We start from the raw sequence: 15,090 nt of genomic DNA on the forward strand, positions 1-15,090 counted from the left end.
GTTTACGCTTCCTTTATCGTGTGTTCATATTTCCGTTACCGGATGCAAAGGTAGTGAAAAAAAGCGGAAACAATGAGAGCCGCCGACTGTAATTCAGTCCGGCGGCTCTCTCTTCAACGTTAGTATGTTATGAAAAATTTGAGAGATTTGAAACTTCGCAGTTTCGTTTTTGTTTTACTAAACATGATTATTATTGAGAAAGCATAGAAATTTCTTTTGTCGTTTTGCGGTCAGGCACAGGCTGTTTTCACTCCGAAATGCTTTGCCAGGCTGTCGATGAACTCCTTGTCGATGTCTCCTGTCAGGTTGACTATCACCATTGTGCCTTTCCGGGTGTCGTTGTGCAGCAGTATGAGTTCCACCGTATTGCCGTTTTTGGTCTGTCTTGTGTAGAACGTTCCGTGGGCGCTTTGGGTGTTGTAGCTCTTGCTTCTGCGGAACCGTCTGTTGTTTTTGACGAGCAGTTTCTCCGCCCTGTCGTAGTATACGTCGCTGTTGCTGGTGGCCGTCACGATGCGCGCGCTTTTCAGTTTGTGTATCGCTTGTGCCATGTCCTCGCTTATTTCGGCATCGTTTTGCCTGCCGAGCTGTTCCATCATCTTCGGGCTTACCGTCACGCAGACCACCGCTGTGTCCTCATCGCACATTTGCATGAACCGTGAAGCGAAATCCTGCGCGCTCTGGGCGAGTGCCGTCGCGGCCACTGCCATCACCGTCATTATGCAAACCAGTCTTCTCATCGCTCGTCTGTCGTGTCGTTTAGGATAAGGCTTCCGACAGTGGAGTCGGCCGGTTGGGCTTGCGCCATGCCTTCCGATACCAGTTCGAGGGCGTTCTGTATGTTGTCGTATGCCATTGCCGGGTCACTGAATGTGTCGGTATAGGCGGCATAGTTTATCTCGTCGCTGTTGTCCTGCTTGTTGAAAGAGAACTGGGCCGCGTTCACTATTGTCACTATTATTGCCACCATGGCCGCGGCCTTGAATAGCGGGGCAAGCCGTTGCCTGATGCTTATGGTCCGCGCCTTAACCCGTGCCGGCTCGTTTATTGCGGCCAGAATCCTGGTATCAAAGTCATCGCCCAGAATGTCGTTGCCGTCACCGCATCCCGTCACCGTGAATATTTCCCGGTATTGCGCAAGTTCGGCCGGCAAGTCGTTCTGGCTGAAAAATGTGCGTAGTATCTGCTCTTCTTCGAGCGATGTCTCGCAGTTCCAGTAGCGTTCGAGCAGTTGCTCTATATACTTATAGTCCATAACTCTCTGTTTTTGCATATTTCTGCTTTATTGTCTGTCGGGCACGGAAGATGTTTATCTTCACCTGCTCCTCCGTAATGTCGAGTATCGCGGCAATCTCCTTGTAGCTTTTTGCCTCGAAGTCTCTCAGGTGCATGGCGCTGCGCTGCTTTTCCGGCAGGCTGTCCATAATCCTTTTTACAGTGTCCATCCTGTCGCGCTGCACCGCCTGCTCCTCTGGGTTTGCCTCATAAGACGTGTCGGCGGGCGCTTCGGAAATGTTGTCGTCTATGGCGATATTGCGCCTTGCCGCCGCTTTTACCTTGTCGAGGGCGATGTTGCGGCATATCGTCATGCAGAATGCCTCCATCGACTCTATCCGTTCCCAGTTGTCACGGCGGTTCCATACCTTTATCATCGTATCCTGCACGACATCTTCCGCCTCCGCTTTATCGAGAGTAATGCGGAGAGCGAGCCGGAAGAGTTTGTTCTTCAACGGCAACACGTCGTCCCGGAAGCAGATATTTTTCATCCTCTCTGTATATATGACGATTGTGGAAGCGAAAAGTTACACGCCCGTGTGATTTTTTGATATTAATGTTATTTAATAGGAAACCACCGGCACTCCGGCCGCTTTGTGGCTTCCATCAGTGAAATATGTCTTTAAATAATGAGAATATTGAAATCTTAGTGCTTCCGTGTTGAGGAAAAAAGTATTAAATCCGTGACTTTGTCCGTGTGTTTAACGGTAAAAAGCTATACAGGCAGATGTGTTGTCATGTAACGACATGCATCGTTGAAAAATGAAAACAGGCATTATGGTGAAAGCAATCTCAAATTATTGAAAATATATGCCTGAGTTATGTGTAAGCGCATCTTTCCGCCTTTAGGTCCACTTGTCTTTAAAAGCGGCTCTTTACCATTTTACCTTTAATCCGTTTTGCCGTCATTTTGTCACCACGGTGCCGTGCCGTCCGTCTATTGCGCTGGCGAGGGTGATGATCACACGGCTCACGCCTGCATCGACGGCGGCGAGGGCGTTTTCTACTTTCGGTATCATGCCGCCGCTGATGGTGCCGTCGGCTTTGTATCGGGCGAAGTCGTCATGTGTGATTGTGGGTATAAGACTGCTGTCGTCGTCGGGATTTCGGAGTACTCCGGGTTTCTCGAAACTGTATATCAGCGTCACGTCGTGGCTCTTGGCGAGCGCTTTTGCCGTCTCGGCGGCCATGGTGTCGGCGTTGGTGTTGAGTATGTTTCCAAGTCCGTCGTGGGTCAGCGGGGCAATCACGGGGGTCACTCCGGCGTCGAGCAGGTGTGAGAGAGCGTCGGCGTCCGCACGCTCCACGTCTCCTACGAAACCGAAGTCGACACCGTCTTTCACCGGTCGTCTGCGGCTTCGGATTATGTCCATGTCGGCACCGGTCAGTCCGAGGGCGTTCACTCCCGCCGCTTGCAGCCCGGCTACTATCGTCTTGTTCACCAGTCCGCCGTATACCATTGTCACCACTTCGAGCATGTCGGAGTCGGTAATGCGTCGTCCGCCGACCATCCTGCTCTCTATCCCGAGGCGTGAGGCCACTTGAGTGGCACGTCGTCCGCCGCCGTGCACAAGGATTTTGCGTCCCTTAATGGCGGCGAAGTCATTGAGGAGCCTTTCGAGCTGGACCGTGTCTTCGACCACGGCACCGCCTACTTTCACGATTGTGAGGTGGGGATTGGCTCCTTCAGGTCTCCCCGAAGGAGAGGAATTGTGGTATTGGGTGAGGGGAGTGATGGGATTCATCGGATTTTATGGGAATAATGTGGTTTTATGGTAGTAATGGGAATTATGAGCCGGGCATCCCTTGACCTCCCCTTTCGGGGAGGCAGGGAGTGGTTTCTCTATTCTAAGTAAGTATATCCGTACAGTCCAGATCGGTAGTTGCTGAGGAACTCTTTGCCCTCTTCGAGACTGATCTTGCCGTCTTTCACGCTCTTGGTCACCCACACTTCGAGCTGGCGCACGAGTTTCTTCGGGTTGTACTGCACGTAGTCGAGTACCTCGGCCACCGTCTCGCCGTCGAATATCTGGTCGATGTGGTAGTGTCCGTCTTTCACGCTGATGTGCACCGCCGTGGTGTCTCCGAAGAGGTTGTGCATGTCGCCGAGTATCTCTTGGTACGCCCCCACGAGGAAAACACCGAGATAGTAAGGCTCGTTGCGGCGCAGGGGGTGTACGGGCAGGATGTGCGAGTTGTTGCGGTTTGTGACAAAGTTGGTTATCTTGCCGTCGCTGTCGCAGGTGATGTCTTGCAGCGTGGCGCTGCGGTTGGGCCGCTCGTCGAGCTTCTGGATGGGCATGATGGGGAACAACTGGTCTACAGCCCACGAGTCGGGCAGGCTCTGGAATAGCGAGAAGTTGCAGAAATACTTGTCGGCAAGCAGTTTGTCGAGGTTCATCAGCTCCTCGGGCGTGTGCTTGAGGTGCTTCGCCAATATGTTGACCTCCCGGCATACGCTCCAATACATGCTCTCTATCTCGGCACGGGTTTTAAGGTCTACAATACCGTGACAGAACAGGTCGAGCGCCTCTTCGCGTATCTGCTCGGCGTCGTGCCAGTCTTCGAGCATGGTGCGTGGGTTGAGGTTGTCCCATATTTCGTATAGGTCTTTGACGAGTTGATGGCTGTTATCATCCGGTTCGTACTGTTCGTCCATCTCGGGCAGGGATGCCGTTTCGAGCACGTCGATGACGAGTACCGAGTGATGGGCCGTCAGCGAGCGTCCGCTTTCGGTGATGATGTTGGGGTGGGGTATGCCGTTCTTGTCGGCACCGTCCACGAATGTGTATATGCAATCGTTGACATACTCCTGGATCGAGTAGTTCACCGAGCTTTCGCTGCTCGGCGAGCGTGTGCCGTCGTAGTCTACTCCCAGTCCGCCGCCACAGTCTACGAAGTCAACGTTATACCCCATTTTGTGCAGTTGTATGTAGAAGTGCGATGCCTCTCGCAGGGCGGCCTGTATGCGTCGTATCTTCGTTATCTGGCTTCCGATGTGGAAGTGTATCAGGCGCAGGCAGTCGTGCATGCCTTTCTTGTCGAGCAGTTCGAGCGCTTCGAGCAGCTCGCTGCTTGTGAGTCCGAACTTGCTGGCGTCTCCTCCGCTCTCTTCCCACTTGCCGCTGCCGCTTGCCGCCAGCTTGATGCGTATTCCGAGATTGGGCTTCACGTTGAGCTTCTTTGCCTCGCGGGCAATGATTTCAAGTTCGTTGAGCTTTTCCACGACGATGAATATGCGCTTGCCCATCTTGTGCGCGAGCAGGGCCAGTTCTATATAGCTTTGGTCCTTGTAGCCGTTGCACACTATGAGAGAGTCGCTCTGGCACTGGATGGCAATCACGGCGTGCAGTTCCGGCTTCGAGCCGGCTTCGAGGCCGAGGTTGAATTTGCGGCCATGCGATATTATTTCTTCCACCACCGGCTGCATCTGGTTCACCTTGATGGGATATATTATAAAGTTCTCGGCCTTGTAGTTATATGTCTGGGCCGCTTTCTTGAAGCAACTGCTTGTCTTCTCGATGCGGTTGTCGAGGATGTCGGGAAAGCGCAGCAGCACAGGGCTTGTGACGTCGCGCAGCGCCAGTTCGTCCATCACCTCACGCAAATCTATCTGTGCCTCGTCTTTGCTTGGCGTGACGTAGACGTTGCCTTTGTCGTTGATGCTGAAATAGGACGTGCCCCAGCCGTTGATGTTGTAAAGTTCCTTAGAGTCTTCGATTGTCCACTTTTTCATCTCGTTTGCTAAAAAAAATAAAGAAGTTAGGGGTTGTGAATAAAATATTAACGGTGCGGTTGTAATCTTGCGGAGCGCCGGTGCTGTCCGCAACGGATTACGGCCGGCGGGAAAGGGGGATGCCCGCCGGCGGTTAACAATCATATTTTCAGGATTTCCCTGAGTCTTGATACAGATATTTTTATTTTCTCGTAGTTGTCCATCAGGTCTACATCGAGCGTGTGACGCGCTTTCGAATAGAAAGGCTCGCGCTTGCCGAGCTGCTCGTGTATGAATGTCATCAGTTCTTCCGGAGTCTTGTTTTTAAGCAGAGGTCTTTCCGTCTTGCCCATCATAAGATGTTTGTACAGTACGTCGGGCGACGCTTTCAGATATACTGTCTGCGCCTGGCCGTTCATGTATTCGATATTGTCGAAGAAGCAGGGGGTTCCTCCGCCGCAACTGATTATCACGTCTTCGAATTCAGCTACCTCGTGGAGCATGTTGTGCTCGATCTGCCGGAAAGCCTCCTCGCCACGCTCGGCGAAAATCATGGGTACGGTCTTGCGCATCCTGCTCTCGATGTACCAGTCGAGGTCGTAGAACCGTAGGCCGGTCTCCTTGGCCAGAGCCTTGCCTACAGTTGTCTTGCCGGCTCCCATGTAGCCTACTATTATTATTCTCCTCATCAGCTTCTTAATTCCGGGGATTATCGCTTTCTCGTCGGAAGGTGCGTTCTTTTCATTTCTTTTTTGTGGGAGCGGCCTTTATTATCTCCATGCACTCTTCGAGCGTCAGCTCGGCCGCCTTGTCGTGAACGGGTTTCGGCAGACGGTAGTTCTTGCCGTCGTAGGCGATGTACGGGCCGTATCGTCCGTTGAGAATCTCAAGTTTCGGCTCTTCGGCGAATGCCTTGATGTGGCGCTGCTCCTCTTGCTTGCGCTTTTCTTCTATGAGGCTTATGGCCGTGTCGAGTGTCACGGTCATCGGGTCTTCGCCCTTTGGCAGCGACACGTATTTTCTGTTGTGCAGCACGTAAGGGCCGAAACGGCCTGCGCCGATAATCACTTTCTCTCCCTCATACTCGCCGATTTCCCGTGGTAGTTTGAACAGTTCGAGCGCCTCTTCAAGCGTGATGGTTTCCATGCTCTTGTCGGACGGCAGCTGTGAGAAGCGCGGTTTCTCCTCTTCGTCTGCCGCGCCTATCTGTATAACGGGGCCGAAACGGCCGATTTTCACGAATACAGGCCGGCCGCTTGCAGGGTCGATGCCGAGCTGCCGCTCACCGGCTTTGTGCTCCGAGCGGGTGTTCATGGTGTTCTCTACGATCGGTTCGAACTTCGAGTAGAAGTCTTTCATCATGTCTGTCCATTTCTCTTTGCCCTCGGCAATCTCGTCAAACTTCTGTTCCACGGTGGCGGTGAAGTTGTAGTCCATTATACCCGGGAAGTATTTCATGAGGAAATCGTTCACCACGATGCCTATGTCTGTGGGCAGCAGTTTGCCTTTGTCGCTGCCTGCCATCTCTTTTTTCGTGTGGCGTGTAATCTTGTTGTCTTTGAGAGTGTCGATGGTAAAGGTGCGCTCTTCACCTTTTTTATCGCCCTTGTGCACGTATTCGCGTTGCTGTATGGTGCTGATTGTAGGGGCGTATGTAGACGGTCGCCCGATGCCCAGCTCTTCCAGCTTGTGCACGAGGCTTGCCTCGGTGTACCTGAGCGGCCCCTGGCTGAAGCGCTCTGTAGCGGTAATCTCTTTCGACATCAGTTCCTGACCCTCGCTCATGGGGGGCAGTATGTGGCTGTTGGCCTCGTCGTCATGCTGCTGTTCGTCGTCATCCGCCGACTCGCGGTATACTTTCAGAAAACCGTCGAACTTAACCACCTCGCCCGTTGCCATGAACTGCGGCATGCTTTTGTCGCCCGTTTCCGGCCGTATGCTTATCGACACGGTGGTCTTCTCAATCTCCGCGTCGGCCATCTGGCTTGCCGCCGTGCGCTTCCAGATGAGGTCGTAGAGGCGTTTCTCCTGTGTGGTGCCGTCTATCTCATGGTCGTGCATATATGTTGGGCGTATCGCCTCGTGCGCTTCCTGCGCTCCTTTCGAGTTCGTATGGTACTGCCGTTTATGGCTGTATTCCTTTCCCCACACTTTTATTATCTCGTCTTTGCTCGCGTTGAGGCACAGTGAGGATAGGTTGACAGAGTCAGTACGCATGTAAGTGATGCGTCCGTTCTCGTACAGGTGCTGCGCCACCATCATCGTCTGGCTCACTGTGAAGCCGAGTTTGCGTGCCGCCTCCTGTTGAAGCGTCGATGTGGTGAATGGCGGTGCCGGGGTGCGTTTGAGCGGTTTTTTGTTTGTCGACTCTATCGTGAACCGTGCGTTCTTGCACTTTTCGAGGAAATCTGTAACCTCAGCCTCCGTCTTGAAGCGTGTACCGAGTTCGGCTTTCACCTCTGTCACGCTTCCGTCGCCGCCCTTGATGGCGAAAATACCGTTCACACGATAGTATGGCTCGCTGTTGAAAGCCTGTATCTCACGTTCGCGCTCGGCTATCAGGCGTACCGCTACGCTCTGCACACGGCCGGCCGACAGAGCCGGTTTCACCTTGCGCCACAGTACAGGTGAGAGTTTGAAGCCCACAATTCTGTCGAGCACTCGGCGTGCCTGCTGCGCATTGACAAGGTTCATGTCGAGGTTTCTCGGCTTGTTGATGGCATCGAGTATGGCAGGCTTTGTTATTTCGTGGAATACTATTCTGCTTGTTTTGGCCTCGTCGAGACCCAGCACCTCGCACAGATGCCATGATATGGCTTCTCCCTCGCGGTCCTCATCGGATGCGAGCCATATCTTGTCGGCTTTCTTGGCGTTGCTTTTCAGTTCCTTGACGAGCTTTTCTTTCTCTTCGGGAATCTCGTAGTCGGGCTGCAACGTGTTGACATCGACGCTAAGCTCTTTCTTTTTCAGGTCCCTGATGTGGCCGTAGCTCGACATCACTTTATATTCGTCTCCCAAAAACTTCTCTATTGTTTTCGCTTTTGCCGGAGACTCGACTATAACTAAATTCTTTTGCATAATCGACTGATATTATTATAATTGGGGTGCAAAAGTAAGCAAAAACTTTTCCACTACATTATATATAAGGTAAAATTTCTACTTTTTTAATGATTTATTGTGAATATCGAGATATGTCCTTATCGCATGGCGGATGGAGCGCAGCCCGAACTGCTCTGTGTGGATGTCGCCGGGCGCGAGCCAGAAACACTCGTCGGCATCGTCCGCCGGTCGTGCGCAGGAGCAATCTCTCACCTCGCACCGGAAAAACATGTCAAGAGTATGGATGTCGAGGCCGGAGTAGAGATAGATGTTCGGCAGGCTGAACAGGTATTCGGTCTTCTTCACTTCCAGTCCCGTCTCCTCCATTATCTCACGTGCGATGCCCTCTTCGGCCGTCTCGTCGTTGTCCACAAAACCGCCCGGCAGGTCGAGGGTGCCTTTCCCCGGCTCTTTCCCACGCTTTGTCACGAGCAACTCTCCCTTGTCGTTTACTATGAAAGCGGCCGTTGCAGCGCTTGGGTTTACATAGAACACGAGTCCGCATTTGGCGCATACACGGCTCTTTTCGTTGTTTATGTTGAAGTGCTTGCTGCCGCACTTGGGGCAATAGTTGAGTTTGTCCAGCATTTCGGTATTCTGTTTTTTCGTATTAATTACGTGGGCATGTAGCCATACGGATGTCATATCATGTGCAATATTACGAAAAAATATTTGCAGCCGCAATATAAAGCGTATGTTTTTTATCGGATGGCGGCGTTATTGGTTTTATGTGGAAACATTTGGGTTTTATGATGCGGCATTATGCCTTTGCGGCTTCTCTTTGATGGGCTGTGAGCCGACTGAAAGGGGAAAACACTGTGCCGAACGGAAAAAAATCGTTATCTTTGCAGTGGACAGATTGTGGCTTGCGTGTGTCGGTAGGCTGTGGGACACCGTTTATATGTTGGTTCGCGGCCATCGGCTTGTGCCATATTTGCGGATGAATATTACTATGATAATTATGAAGAAAAGATTTAAAACACTGTTTGTCATGCTTGCCGCCGTGCTCGCCGCGTCGGCTCAGAAAGGCATGGAGTTTGATTTGTGGCCTGGTAAAGCACCGGGAAATAACGGCGACCCGAATGACGTTGCCAAAGTGTATGTATATCTTCCGGATGCCAAGAAAGCCACGGGGCGTGCCGTGGTGATATGTCCGGGCGGTGCTTATACGGTGCTGGCTATGGGGCACGAGGGCAAAGACTGGGCACAGTTCTTTAATGGCCAGGGCATAGCGGCTATCGTGTTGAAGTACCGTATGCCGCACGGTAACCGTAACATTCCTGTCAGTGATGCCGAGGAGGCCATGCGGATGGTACGGCGCAATGCCACGGCTTGGCATATAGACCGCAATCAGGTTGGTATAATGGGCTCGTCGGCAGGCGGTCATCTTGCTTCTACAGTGGCTACCAAGGCCAAGGGTGACGCCGCTCCCAACTTCCAGATATTGTTCTATCCGGTGATAACGATGGATCCGAGCTTCACCCATAAAGGCTCACACGACAATCTCCTCGGAGCCAATCCGGGCAAGAAACTGGAGCGGCTGTACAGCAGCGATCAGCAGGTCACCCATACCACGCCACGCGCTTTCATTGCCCTGAGCGACGACGATGACGTTGTTCTTCCGGCAAACGGCACCAATTATTATCTTGAATGCTATCGCCACGATGTGCCGGCATCGCTCTATGTCTATCCTGCCGGCGGTCACGGATGGGGTATTCAGCAAAGTTTCCCTTACTACATAGAGATGATTCTCAACCTGAAAGCGTGGCTGAACAGTTTTTAAAGGTAAAAAAGTAAAAAGGTAAAAAAGCCATGCGGACTAATGAGCGACAGAGAACAACCTGTCGATAAAGAGCCCGCATGGCTTTTTTTACTTATCTATTTGGTAGTTGGGTGGTTAGGAGACGGGTGGCAAGTAACATACCACCAAGGTGGGACCGACCGAATTATCATACTGCAGCCTTTAACCAACGTTTTTTTGCCTTTTTTACTTTGATACATGTCTCCGCCGGTCTTCTCATGCGGTCATGCCGTTGTCACAGCAGTCTCTCTATCTCCAGGCTCAGGTCGTCCATCTGCTCCGAGCGCTTCACGAGATTGTTGTTTCTGTCTATCAGGAAGAACTCAGGCAGGTTGCTTATATTATATAATGACAGGTATCTCGAGCTGAGACTGCTCTTGTCGTATACGCATATCCACGGCAGGGCGGCTGTCTTCTGCTTCCAGAAATGCTCGTCGGCGTCTACCGACACCTGGTATATCTCCAGGCCCCGGTCGTGATACTTGTTGTACAGTTCGCGGAGCATGAGTATTCGTTTGGGCGACTCTTCCATGCCGAATATGTGGAAGTCGAGCAGCACCACGTTGCCGGCCAGCTCTGTCAGTGTGTGTATCGTGCCGGTGTTGTCGGGCAGTTTGATGTCTATCACTCCGGCTGTCGAGATCTTTGCCGGGTCTATTTCTTTGTCTCTGTCGGCCGCGGCTATGCGCTCATTCTTCATTCCCTCGATAGCTATGTTATGCAGGTTCTTGCCACGCTCGGCCTCTGGGTAGTAGGTGTCCCATGCCGTGGCTACGGCGGCGAACACCCTTATGTCGTCCCTGTTTGTGCGTGGGTTGAATATCAGGAAGTTGCCGAGTGTCTGGAAGAGGGCGAAGTATGACGATGCCGCCTTGGGGTCTTTGAATATGTAGTTTGTCTTGACATATGCTTTGTGCTCGTCTATGATTTTCATCAGGCTGTCGAGCGCTTCCTCGCGGTTCATGTCGCGGTTGTTCTCGAGCGCCATCACCCGCTTGTGCAGCGCAATCTGTCTTAGCGACAGCTCCTTGATGCGCTCGCAGTCCTCAGAACCGCTGACGGTATAGCCTGTGGGCATGGTGGCGTATGACGCTTTCACGGTGACATCGCGTGCCGAGTCGCAGGCAAGGTTTATAATCCGGTCGCCTATGCGCAGACGGTAGAACTCCGGCGACATGCCTGCCTTGTCGCTGAAAGCGAACTTGCCGTCGGCACCGAGCCTGGCTGAGTCTACGGCCACGGGGCCTGTGAGGCTCATGTTCTCGAAATACAGCACCGAGTCTTCCGCTCCGGTAATCTCGCCGTTCACGACATACTTGTTTCCGATATCGCAGGAGGCCATTGCCATCAGCGTGGCGGCCACGAAAATAATCTTTTTCATATATTGTTTTGAGGATATAAGTCTGCCGGCAACACCGTACGGGCTTGCCGATTGATGGTGCAAAGATAGGAATTTTGGACGTATGTAAATATTATTATCAATAATTTAACACTTGGATTTGGTGTGAAATAGACGCGGAAACGATATACGGCACGATATATGGGAGGCCGTTTCCAGGCTTCGGTTTTGCGTTTAGCGTCCCGTTGGGTCGCGTTTGGCATGGTTTTGCGACGCGACGGGTATCCCGTTGGAGGATGAAAGGCGGCTAAACGCGACCCAACGGGATGCCCGTTACAGGAAAAAGTCCGGATTTTTTGCCGCGGGCGGCTTGTCATGATGTGGGTGTTTTTGTGTTAATCGCTGGTATTGAGGAGGTTGCGCTAATCGGTCGGATACTCGGAAAATCGAGACCAGGCGATTTGTTTTTTGAAATACAGGTCTTAATTTTGAGGCTGTTGTAAATATTGATTACCGTTTTTAACACTTCGTCCACGTTTGATTGCCGGATCCTCCATTTTATCGGAACGTCAGGTAGGAGACACGTCATATCATAATAAAACGAAAAATAGCATACATTATTCGTTTGTTAGTGCGAATTTAATTATCTTTGTCCGAATTTTATTTATTAGATGTTTTTAAATACAAAGATGAACGTAATTACGAAAAGTATTCAACTGGCTGATGGAAGAACCATCACCATTGAGACCGGGAAAGTGGCAAAGCAGACCGACGGAAGTGTTGTACTGCGTATGGGCAACACCGTACTTCTGGCCACTGTTTGTGCCGCAAAAGATGCAGTTCCCGGAACAGATTTCATGCCCTTGCAGGTCGACTACAAGGAGCAGTATGCCGCGGCGGGTCGTTTCCCCGGCGGCTTCACGAAGCGCGAGGGTAAGCCCGGCGACAATGAGATACTCACTTCTCGTCTTGTAGACCGTGTGCTGCGCCCCCTGTTCCCGTCAAACTATCATGCAGAAGTATTCGTCAACGTGATGCTGCTCAGTGCGGACGGCGTTGACCAGCCCGATGCTCTGGCCGGATTTGCGGCTTCCGCAGCCCTGGCTTGCTCGGATATACCTTTCGAATGCCCTATAAGCGAGGTGCGTGTGGCACGTGTGAACGGCGAGTATGTCGTGAACCCGACATTCGCCCAGATGAAAGACGCCGACATGGATATCATGGTAGGTGCTTCGGCTGAGAACATAATGATGGTTGAGGGCGAGATGAAGGAGGTGTCCGAGCAGGACATGATCGGAGCGCTCAAAGTGGCCATGGAGGCAATCAAGCCTATGTGCGAGTTACAGGCCGAACTGTCGAAAGAACTTGGCAAGGATGTGAAGCGCGAGTATGACCACGAGGTGAACGACGAGGAGCTGCGCGAGCAGGTGAGCAAGGAGTGCTATCAGAAAGCATACGATATCACACGCCAGGCCCTCGACAAGCATGCGCGCGCCGAAGCGTTCGAGAAGATCATCGAAGAGTTCAAGGAAAGCTATGCCGCTGCGCACGCAGACCTCACCGAGGACGAACTGGAAGAGAAGTGCGCCATGATGGACCGTTACTATCACGACGTGGAGCGCGACGCCATGCGCCGCTGCATCCTCGACGAGGGAATACGTCTCGACGGCCGCAAGACAGACGAGATACGCCCGATATGGTGTGAGGTAAGCCCGCTGCCAATGCCTCACGGAAGCTCGATATTCACCCGCGGCGAGACACAGAGTCTCTCCACATGTACGCTTGGAACTAAACTCGACGAGAAACTGGTGGACGATGTGCTCGACAAGAGCTATCAGCGTTTCCTGCTGCACTACAACTTTCCGCCTTTCTGCACCGGCGAGGCAAAGGCGCAGCGCGGTGTGGGACGTCGTGAGATAGGACACGGACATCTTGCATGGCGCGGTCTTAAGGGTCAGATACCCGAGGACTTCCCCTACACTGTGCGTCTGGTGAGCCAGATCCTCGAGAGCAACGGCTCGTCGTCGATGGCTACCGTATGTGCCGGCACGCTCGCGCTGATGGATGCCGGAGTGCCGATGAAGAAACCGGTGAGCGGCATCGCGATGGGTCTCATCAAGAACCCGGGCGAAGACAAGTATGCCGTGCTCAGCGATATTCTCGGCGATGAGGACCACCTCGGTGACATGGACTTCAAGACTACCGGTACGAAAGACGGACTGACAGCCACACAGATGGACATCAAGTGCGACGGACTTAGTTTCGAGATACTTGAAAAGGCGCTCATGCAGGCAAAGGCCGGACGCGAGCACATACTCGGAAAACTCACCGAGACGATAGCCGAGCCGCGCGAAGAACTTAAACCACACGTGCCGCGCATCATACAGATAGAGATCCCCAAGGAGTTTATCGGAGCGGTGATAGGCCCGGGCGGTAAGATAATACAGCAGATGCAGGAAGACACCGGTGCCACTATCGTGATAGACGAGATAGACGGTGTGGGCAAGGTTCAGGTGAGCGGACCGGACAAGACGAGCATCGATGCTGCTCTCGGAAAGATACGCGCCATCGTGGCAATACCCGAGGTGGGCGAGGTATACGACGGAACAGTACGCTCGATAATGCCTTACGGCTGCTTCGTGGAGATAATGCCCGGCAAAGACGGACTGCTTCATATCAGCGAGATAGACTGGAAACGTCTTGAAACCGTCGAGGAAGCAGGTATCAAGGAGGGTGACAAGATTCAGGTGAAACTGATGGAGATAGACCCCAAGACCGGCAAGTACAAGCTCTCTCACCGTGTGCTCATCGAGAAACCGGCCGATTATGTGGAGCGTCCCGCACGCGGCGAGCGTCGTGAGCGCCGTCCACGTCCTGATCGTGGAGAGCGTCGTCCGCGCCCCGAGCACGGCGAGCGCCGCCAGCATCATGACTTCAACGAAGCTCCGGTGCAGGAAAACCACGAGCCGAAAGATTTCAACGACTCTCTCGACCACATGGATTTCTAAACGGTGGAAGATGGTTTCCGGAGTAGGGTAGCATACATTCCGGAAATGATTATAGTGCAATAGACAGCCTTGCCAAAGGCTTTATGATAGTCTCCGCCCGTGATAGTTTGCCCGGGCGGAGATTTTTTTCATATACAACCATTTTATATACGACCAATGGTTTTGGGATGACGGGGCATCGCATGATGGCGTATCCGTATATACGCTTGAAGCCATGCAGATATAAATACATTCATTTTAAAGAATATAATTATGAGCAACGAAGTTTTATATATCCTTCTGCCTGATTACGCAGCGCATGAGGCAGTGTACCTCTCCCAGGCGATAGCATCGGATGAGCAGTCGTTGAAGGAGACTCCAAAGTATGTCAACAAGGTTGTGGCGCCCACGATGGACCCGGTAAGGTCTATCGGTGGTTTCCGCACGATGCCCGACTATTCGTTCGACACGATGCCCGACGATTATGCCGCAATAGTTCTTATAGGCGGTTTCGGCTGGTATCAGCCCGTGGCCGACAGGGTGGTGCCGATTGTGGAGAAGGCGCTAAAGGCAGGTAAAGTGGTCGGCGCGATATGCAACGGGGCGTCGTTCATGGCAAAGCATGGTTTTCTCAATACCGTGAGGCATACCGGTAACGGCTTGGAGCAACTCCGGTCGTGGGGAGGCAGCAACTATACCGGTGAGAAAATGTATGTGCACAGTCAGGCTGTTAGCGACGGAATGACGGTGACGGCCAACGGGTCGGCAGCGTTAGAGTTTGCGAAAGAGTTGCTGCTGGTATTGGAAAATGACACGCCGGAGCGCATAGAGATGTACTACCGGTTCAACAGGCAGGGCTTTTGCGCGCTGTTTC

At 52.5% G+C, this 15,090-nt stretch carries 12 protein-coding genes; 3 read left to right on the forward strand and 9 right to left on the reverse strand.

Annotated elements, in window-relative coordinates:
* Positions 1-230 precede the first annotated feature (230 nt).
* The 8 genes from MoGM_RS06410 to MoGM_RS06445 all read right to left on the reverse strand — a co-directional run bounded on the left by MoGM_RS06410 (position 231) and on the right by MoGM_RS06445 (position 8,677).
* Entirely contained in the window at positions 231-740 is a 510-nt protein-coding gene (locus tag MoGM_RS06410; RefSeq protein WP_104369279.1) for a DUF4252 domain-containing protein, read from the reverse strand.
* Positions 737-1,255, reverse strand: a complete 519-nt coding sequence (locus tag MoGM_RS06415) for a hypothetical protein (RefSeq protein ID WP_104369280.1) — start codon at positions 1,253-1,255, stop codon at positions 737-739. Before MoGM_RS06415 ends, MoGM_RS06410 begins: the two co-directional genes overlap by 4 nt.
* Positions 1,245-1,766, reverse strand: coding sequence for an RNA polymerase sigma factor (locus MoGM_RS06420; RefSeq protein WP_104369281.1), 522 nt, complete (start codon positions 1,764-1,766; stop codon positions 1,245-1,247). The genes MoGM_RS06415 and MoGM_RS06420 overlap by 11 nt, the downstream gene beginning before the upstream one ends.
* 414 nt (positions 1,767-2,180) lie before the next feature.
* On the reverse strand, positions 2,181-3,020 hold the full coding sequence (gene argB / locus MoGM_RS06425) for an acetylglutamate kinase (RefSeq protein WP_104369282.1): 840 nt from the start codon (positions 3,018-3,020) through the stop codon (positions 2,181-2,183).
* A 98-nt stretch (positions 3,021-3,118) separates the two neighbouring features.
* Positions 3,119-5,011, reverse strand: coding sequence for a biosynthetic arginine decarboxylase (gene speA / locus MoGM_RS06430; RefSeq protein WP_104369283.1), 1,893 nt, complete (start codon positions 5,009-5,011; stop codon positions 3,119-3,121).
* A gap of 140 nt (positions 5,012-5,151) precedes the next feature.
* A complete protein-coding gene (locus MoGM_RS06435) occupies positions 5,152-5,679 on the reverse strand; it encodes a shikimate kinase (RefSeq protein ID WP_104369284.1) in 528 nt (175 codons plus the stop codon).
* Positions 5,680-5,731: 52 nt separating this feature from the next.
* Positions 5,732-8,068, reverse strand: coding sequence for a type I DNA topoisomerase (gene topA / locus MoGM_RS06440; RefSeq protein WP_104369285.1), 2,337 nt, complete (start codon positions 8,066-8,068; stop codon positions 5,732-5,734).
* A 78-nt stretch (positions 8,069-8,146) separates the two neighbouring features.
* Positions 8,147-8,677: an NUDIX domain-containing protein gene (locus MoGM_RS06445; RefSeq protein WP_104369289.1), complete on the reverse strand. Its 531-nt coding sequence runs from the start codon at positions 8,675-8,677 to the stop codon at positions 8,147-8,149.
* Between the two features lie 373 nt (positions 8,678-9,050).
* On the opposite strand from MoGM_RS06445, the gene MoGM_RS06450 reads away from it, so the two are divergent.
* Positions 9,051-9,872 (forward strand): alpha/beta hydrolase, encoded by an 822-nt coding sequence (locus MoGM_RS06450; protein ID WP_104369290.1) that lies wholly within the window; start codon positions 9,051-9,053, stop codon positions 9,870-9,872.
* A 253-nt stretch (positions 9,873-10,125) separates the two neighbouring features.
* On the opposite strand, the gene MoGM_RS06455 is transcribed toward MoGM_RS06450, so the two are convergent.
* Positions 10,126-11,271: a thioredoxin-like domain-containing protein gene (locus MoGM_RS06455; RefSeq protein ID WP_104369291.1), complete on the reverse strand. Its 1,146-nt coding sequence runs from the start codon at positions 11,269-11,271 to the stop codon at positions 10,126-10,128.
* Positions 11,272-11,918: 647 nt separating this feature from the next.
* Here MoGM_RS06455 and pnp point away from each other — a divergent pair.
* Together pnp and MoGM_RS06465 are read left to right on the forward strand one after the other, a co-directional pair.
* Positions 11,919-14,237: a polyribonucleotide nucleotidyltransferase gene (gene pnp, locus MoGM_RS06460; RefSeq protein WP_104369292.1), complete on the forward strand. Its 2,319-nt coding sequence runs from the start codon at positions 11,919-11,921 to the stop codon at positions 14,235-14,237.
* Between the two features lie 252 nt (positions 14,238-14,489).
* The coding region (locus tag MoGM_RS06465; protein WP_104369286.1) for a DJ-1/PfpI family protein at positions 14,490-15,090 on the forward strand (601 nt) is incomplete at its 3' end.

The organism is Prevotella sp. MGM1 (assembly GCF_002933775.1).
Lineage (GTDB): Bacteria > Bacteroidota > Bacteroidia > Bacteroidales > Bacteroidaceae > Prevotella.

Bases quoted from the DNA above. Each gene is read 5' to 3' on its own strand.
- MoGM_RS06410 (WP_104369279.1), bottom strand. From the start codon at position 740: ATGAGAAGACTGGTTTGCATAATGACGGTGATGGCAGTGGCCGCGACG.
- MoGM_RS06415 (WP_104369280.1), bottom strand. From the start codon at position 1,255: ATGGACTATAAGTATATAGAGCAACTGCTCGAACGCTACTGGAACTGC.
- MoGM_RS06420 (WP_104369281.1), bottom strand. From the start codon at position 1,766: ATGAAAAATATCTGCTTCCGGGACGACGTGTTGCCGTTGAAGAACAAA.
- argB (WP_104369282.1), bottom strand. From the start codon at position 3,020: ATGAATCCCATCACTCCCCTCACCCAATACCACAATTCCTCTCCTTCG.
- speA (WP_104369283.1), bottom strand. From the start codon at position 5,011: ATGAAAAAGTGGACAATCGAAGACTCTAAGGAACTTTACAACATCAAC.
- MoGM_RS06435 (WP_104369284.1), bottom strand. From the start codon at position 5,679: ATGAGGAGAATAATAATAGTAGGCTACATGGGAGCCGGCAAGACAACT.
- topA (WP_104369285.1), bottom strand. From the start codon at position 8,068: ATGCAAAAGAATTTAGTTATAGTCGAGTCTCCGGCAAAAGCGAAAACA.
- MoGM_RS06445 (WP_104369289.1), bottom strand. From the start codon at position 8,677: ATGCTGGACAAACTCAACTATTGCCCCAAGTGCGGCAGCAAGCACTTC.
- MoGM_RS06450 (WP_104369290.1), top strand. From the start codon at position 9,051: ATGAAGAAAAGATTTAAAACACTGTTTGTCATGCTTGCCGCCGTGCTC.
- MoGM_RS06455 (WP_104369291.1), bottom strand. From the start codon at position 11,271: ATGAAAAAGATTATTTTCGTGGCCGCCACGCTGATGGCAATGGCCTCC.
- pnp (WP_104369292.1), top strand. From the start codon at position 11,919: ATGAACGTAATTACGAAAAGTATTCAACTGGCTGATGGAAGAACCATC.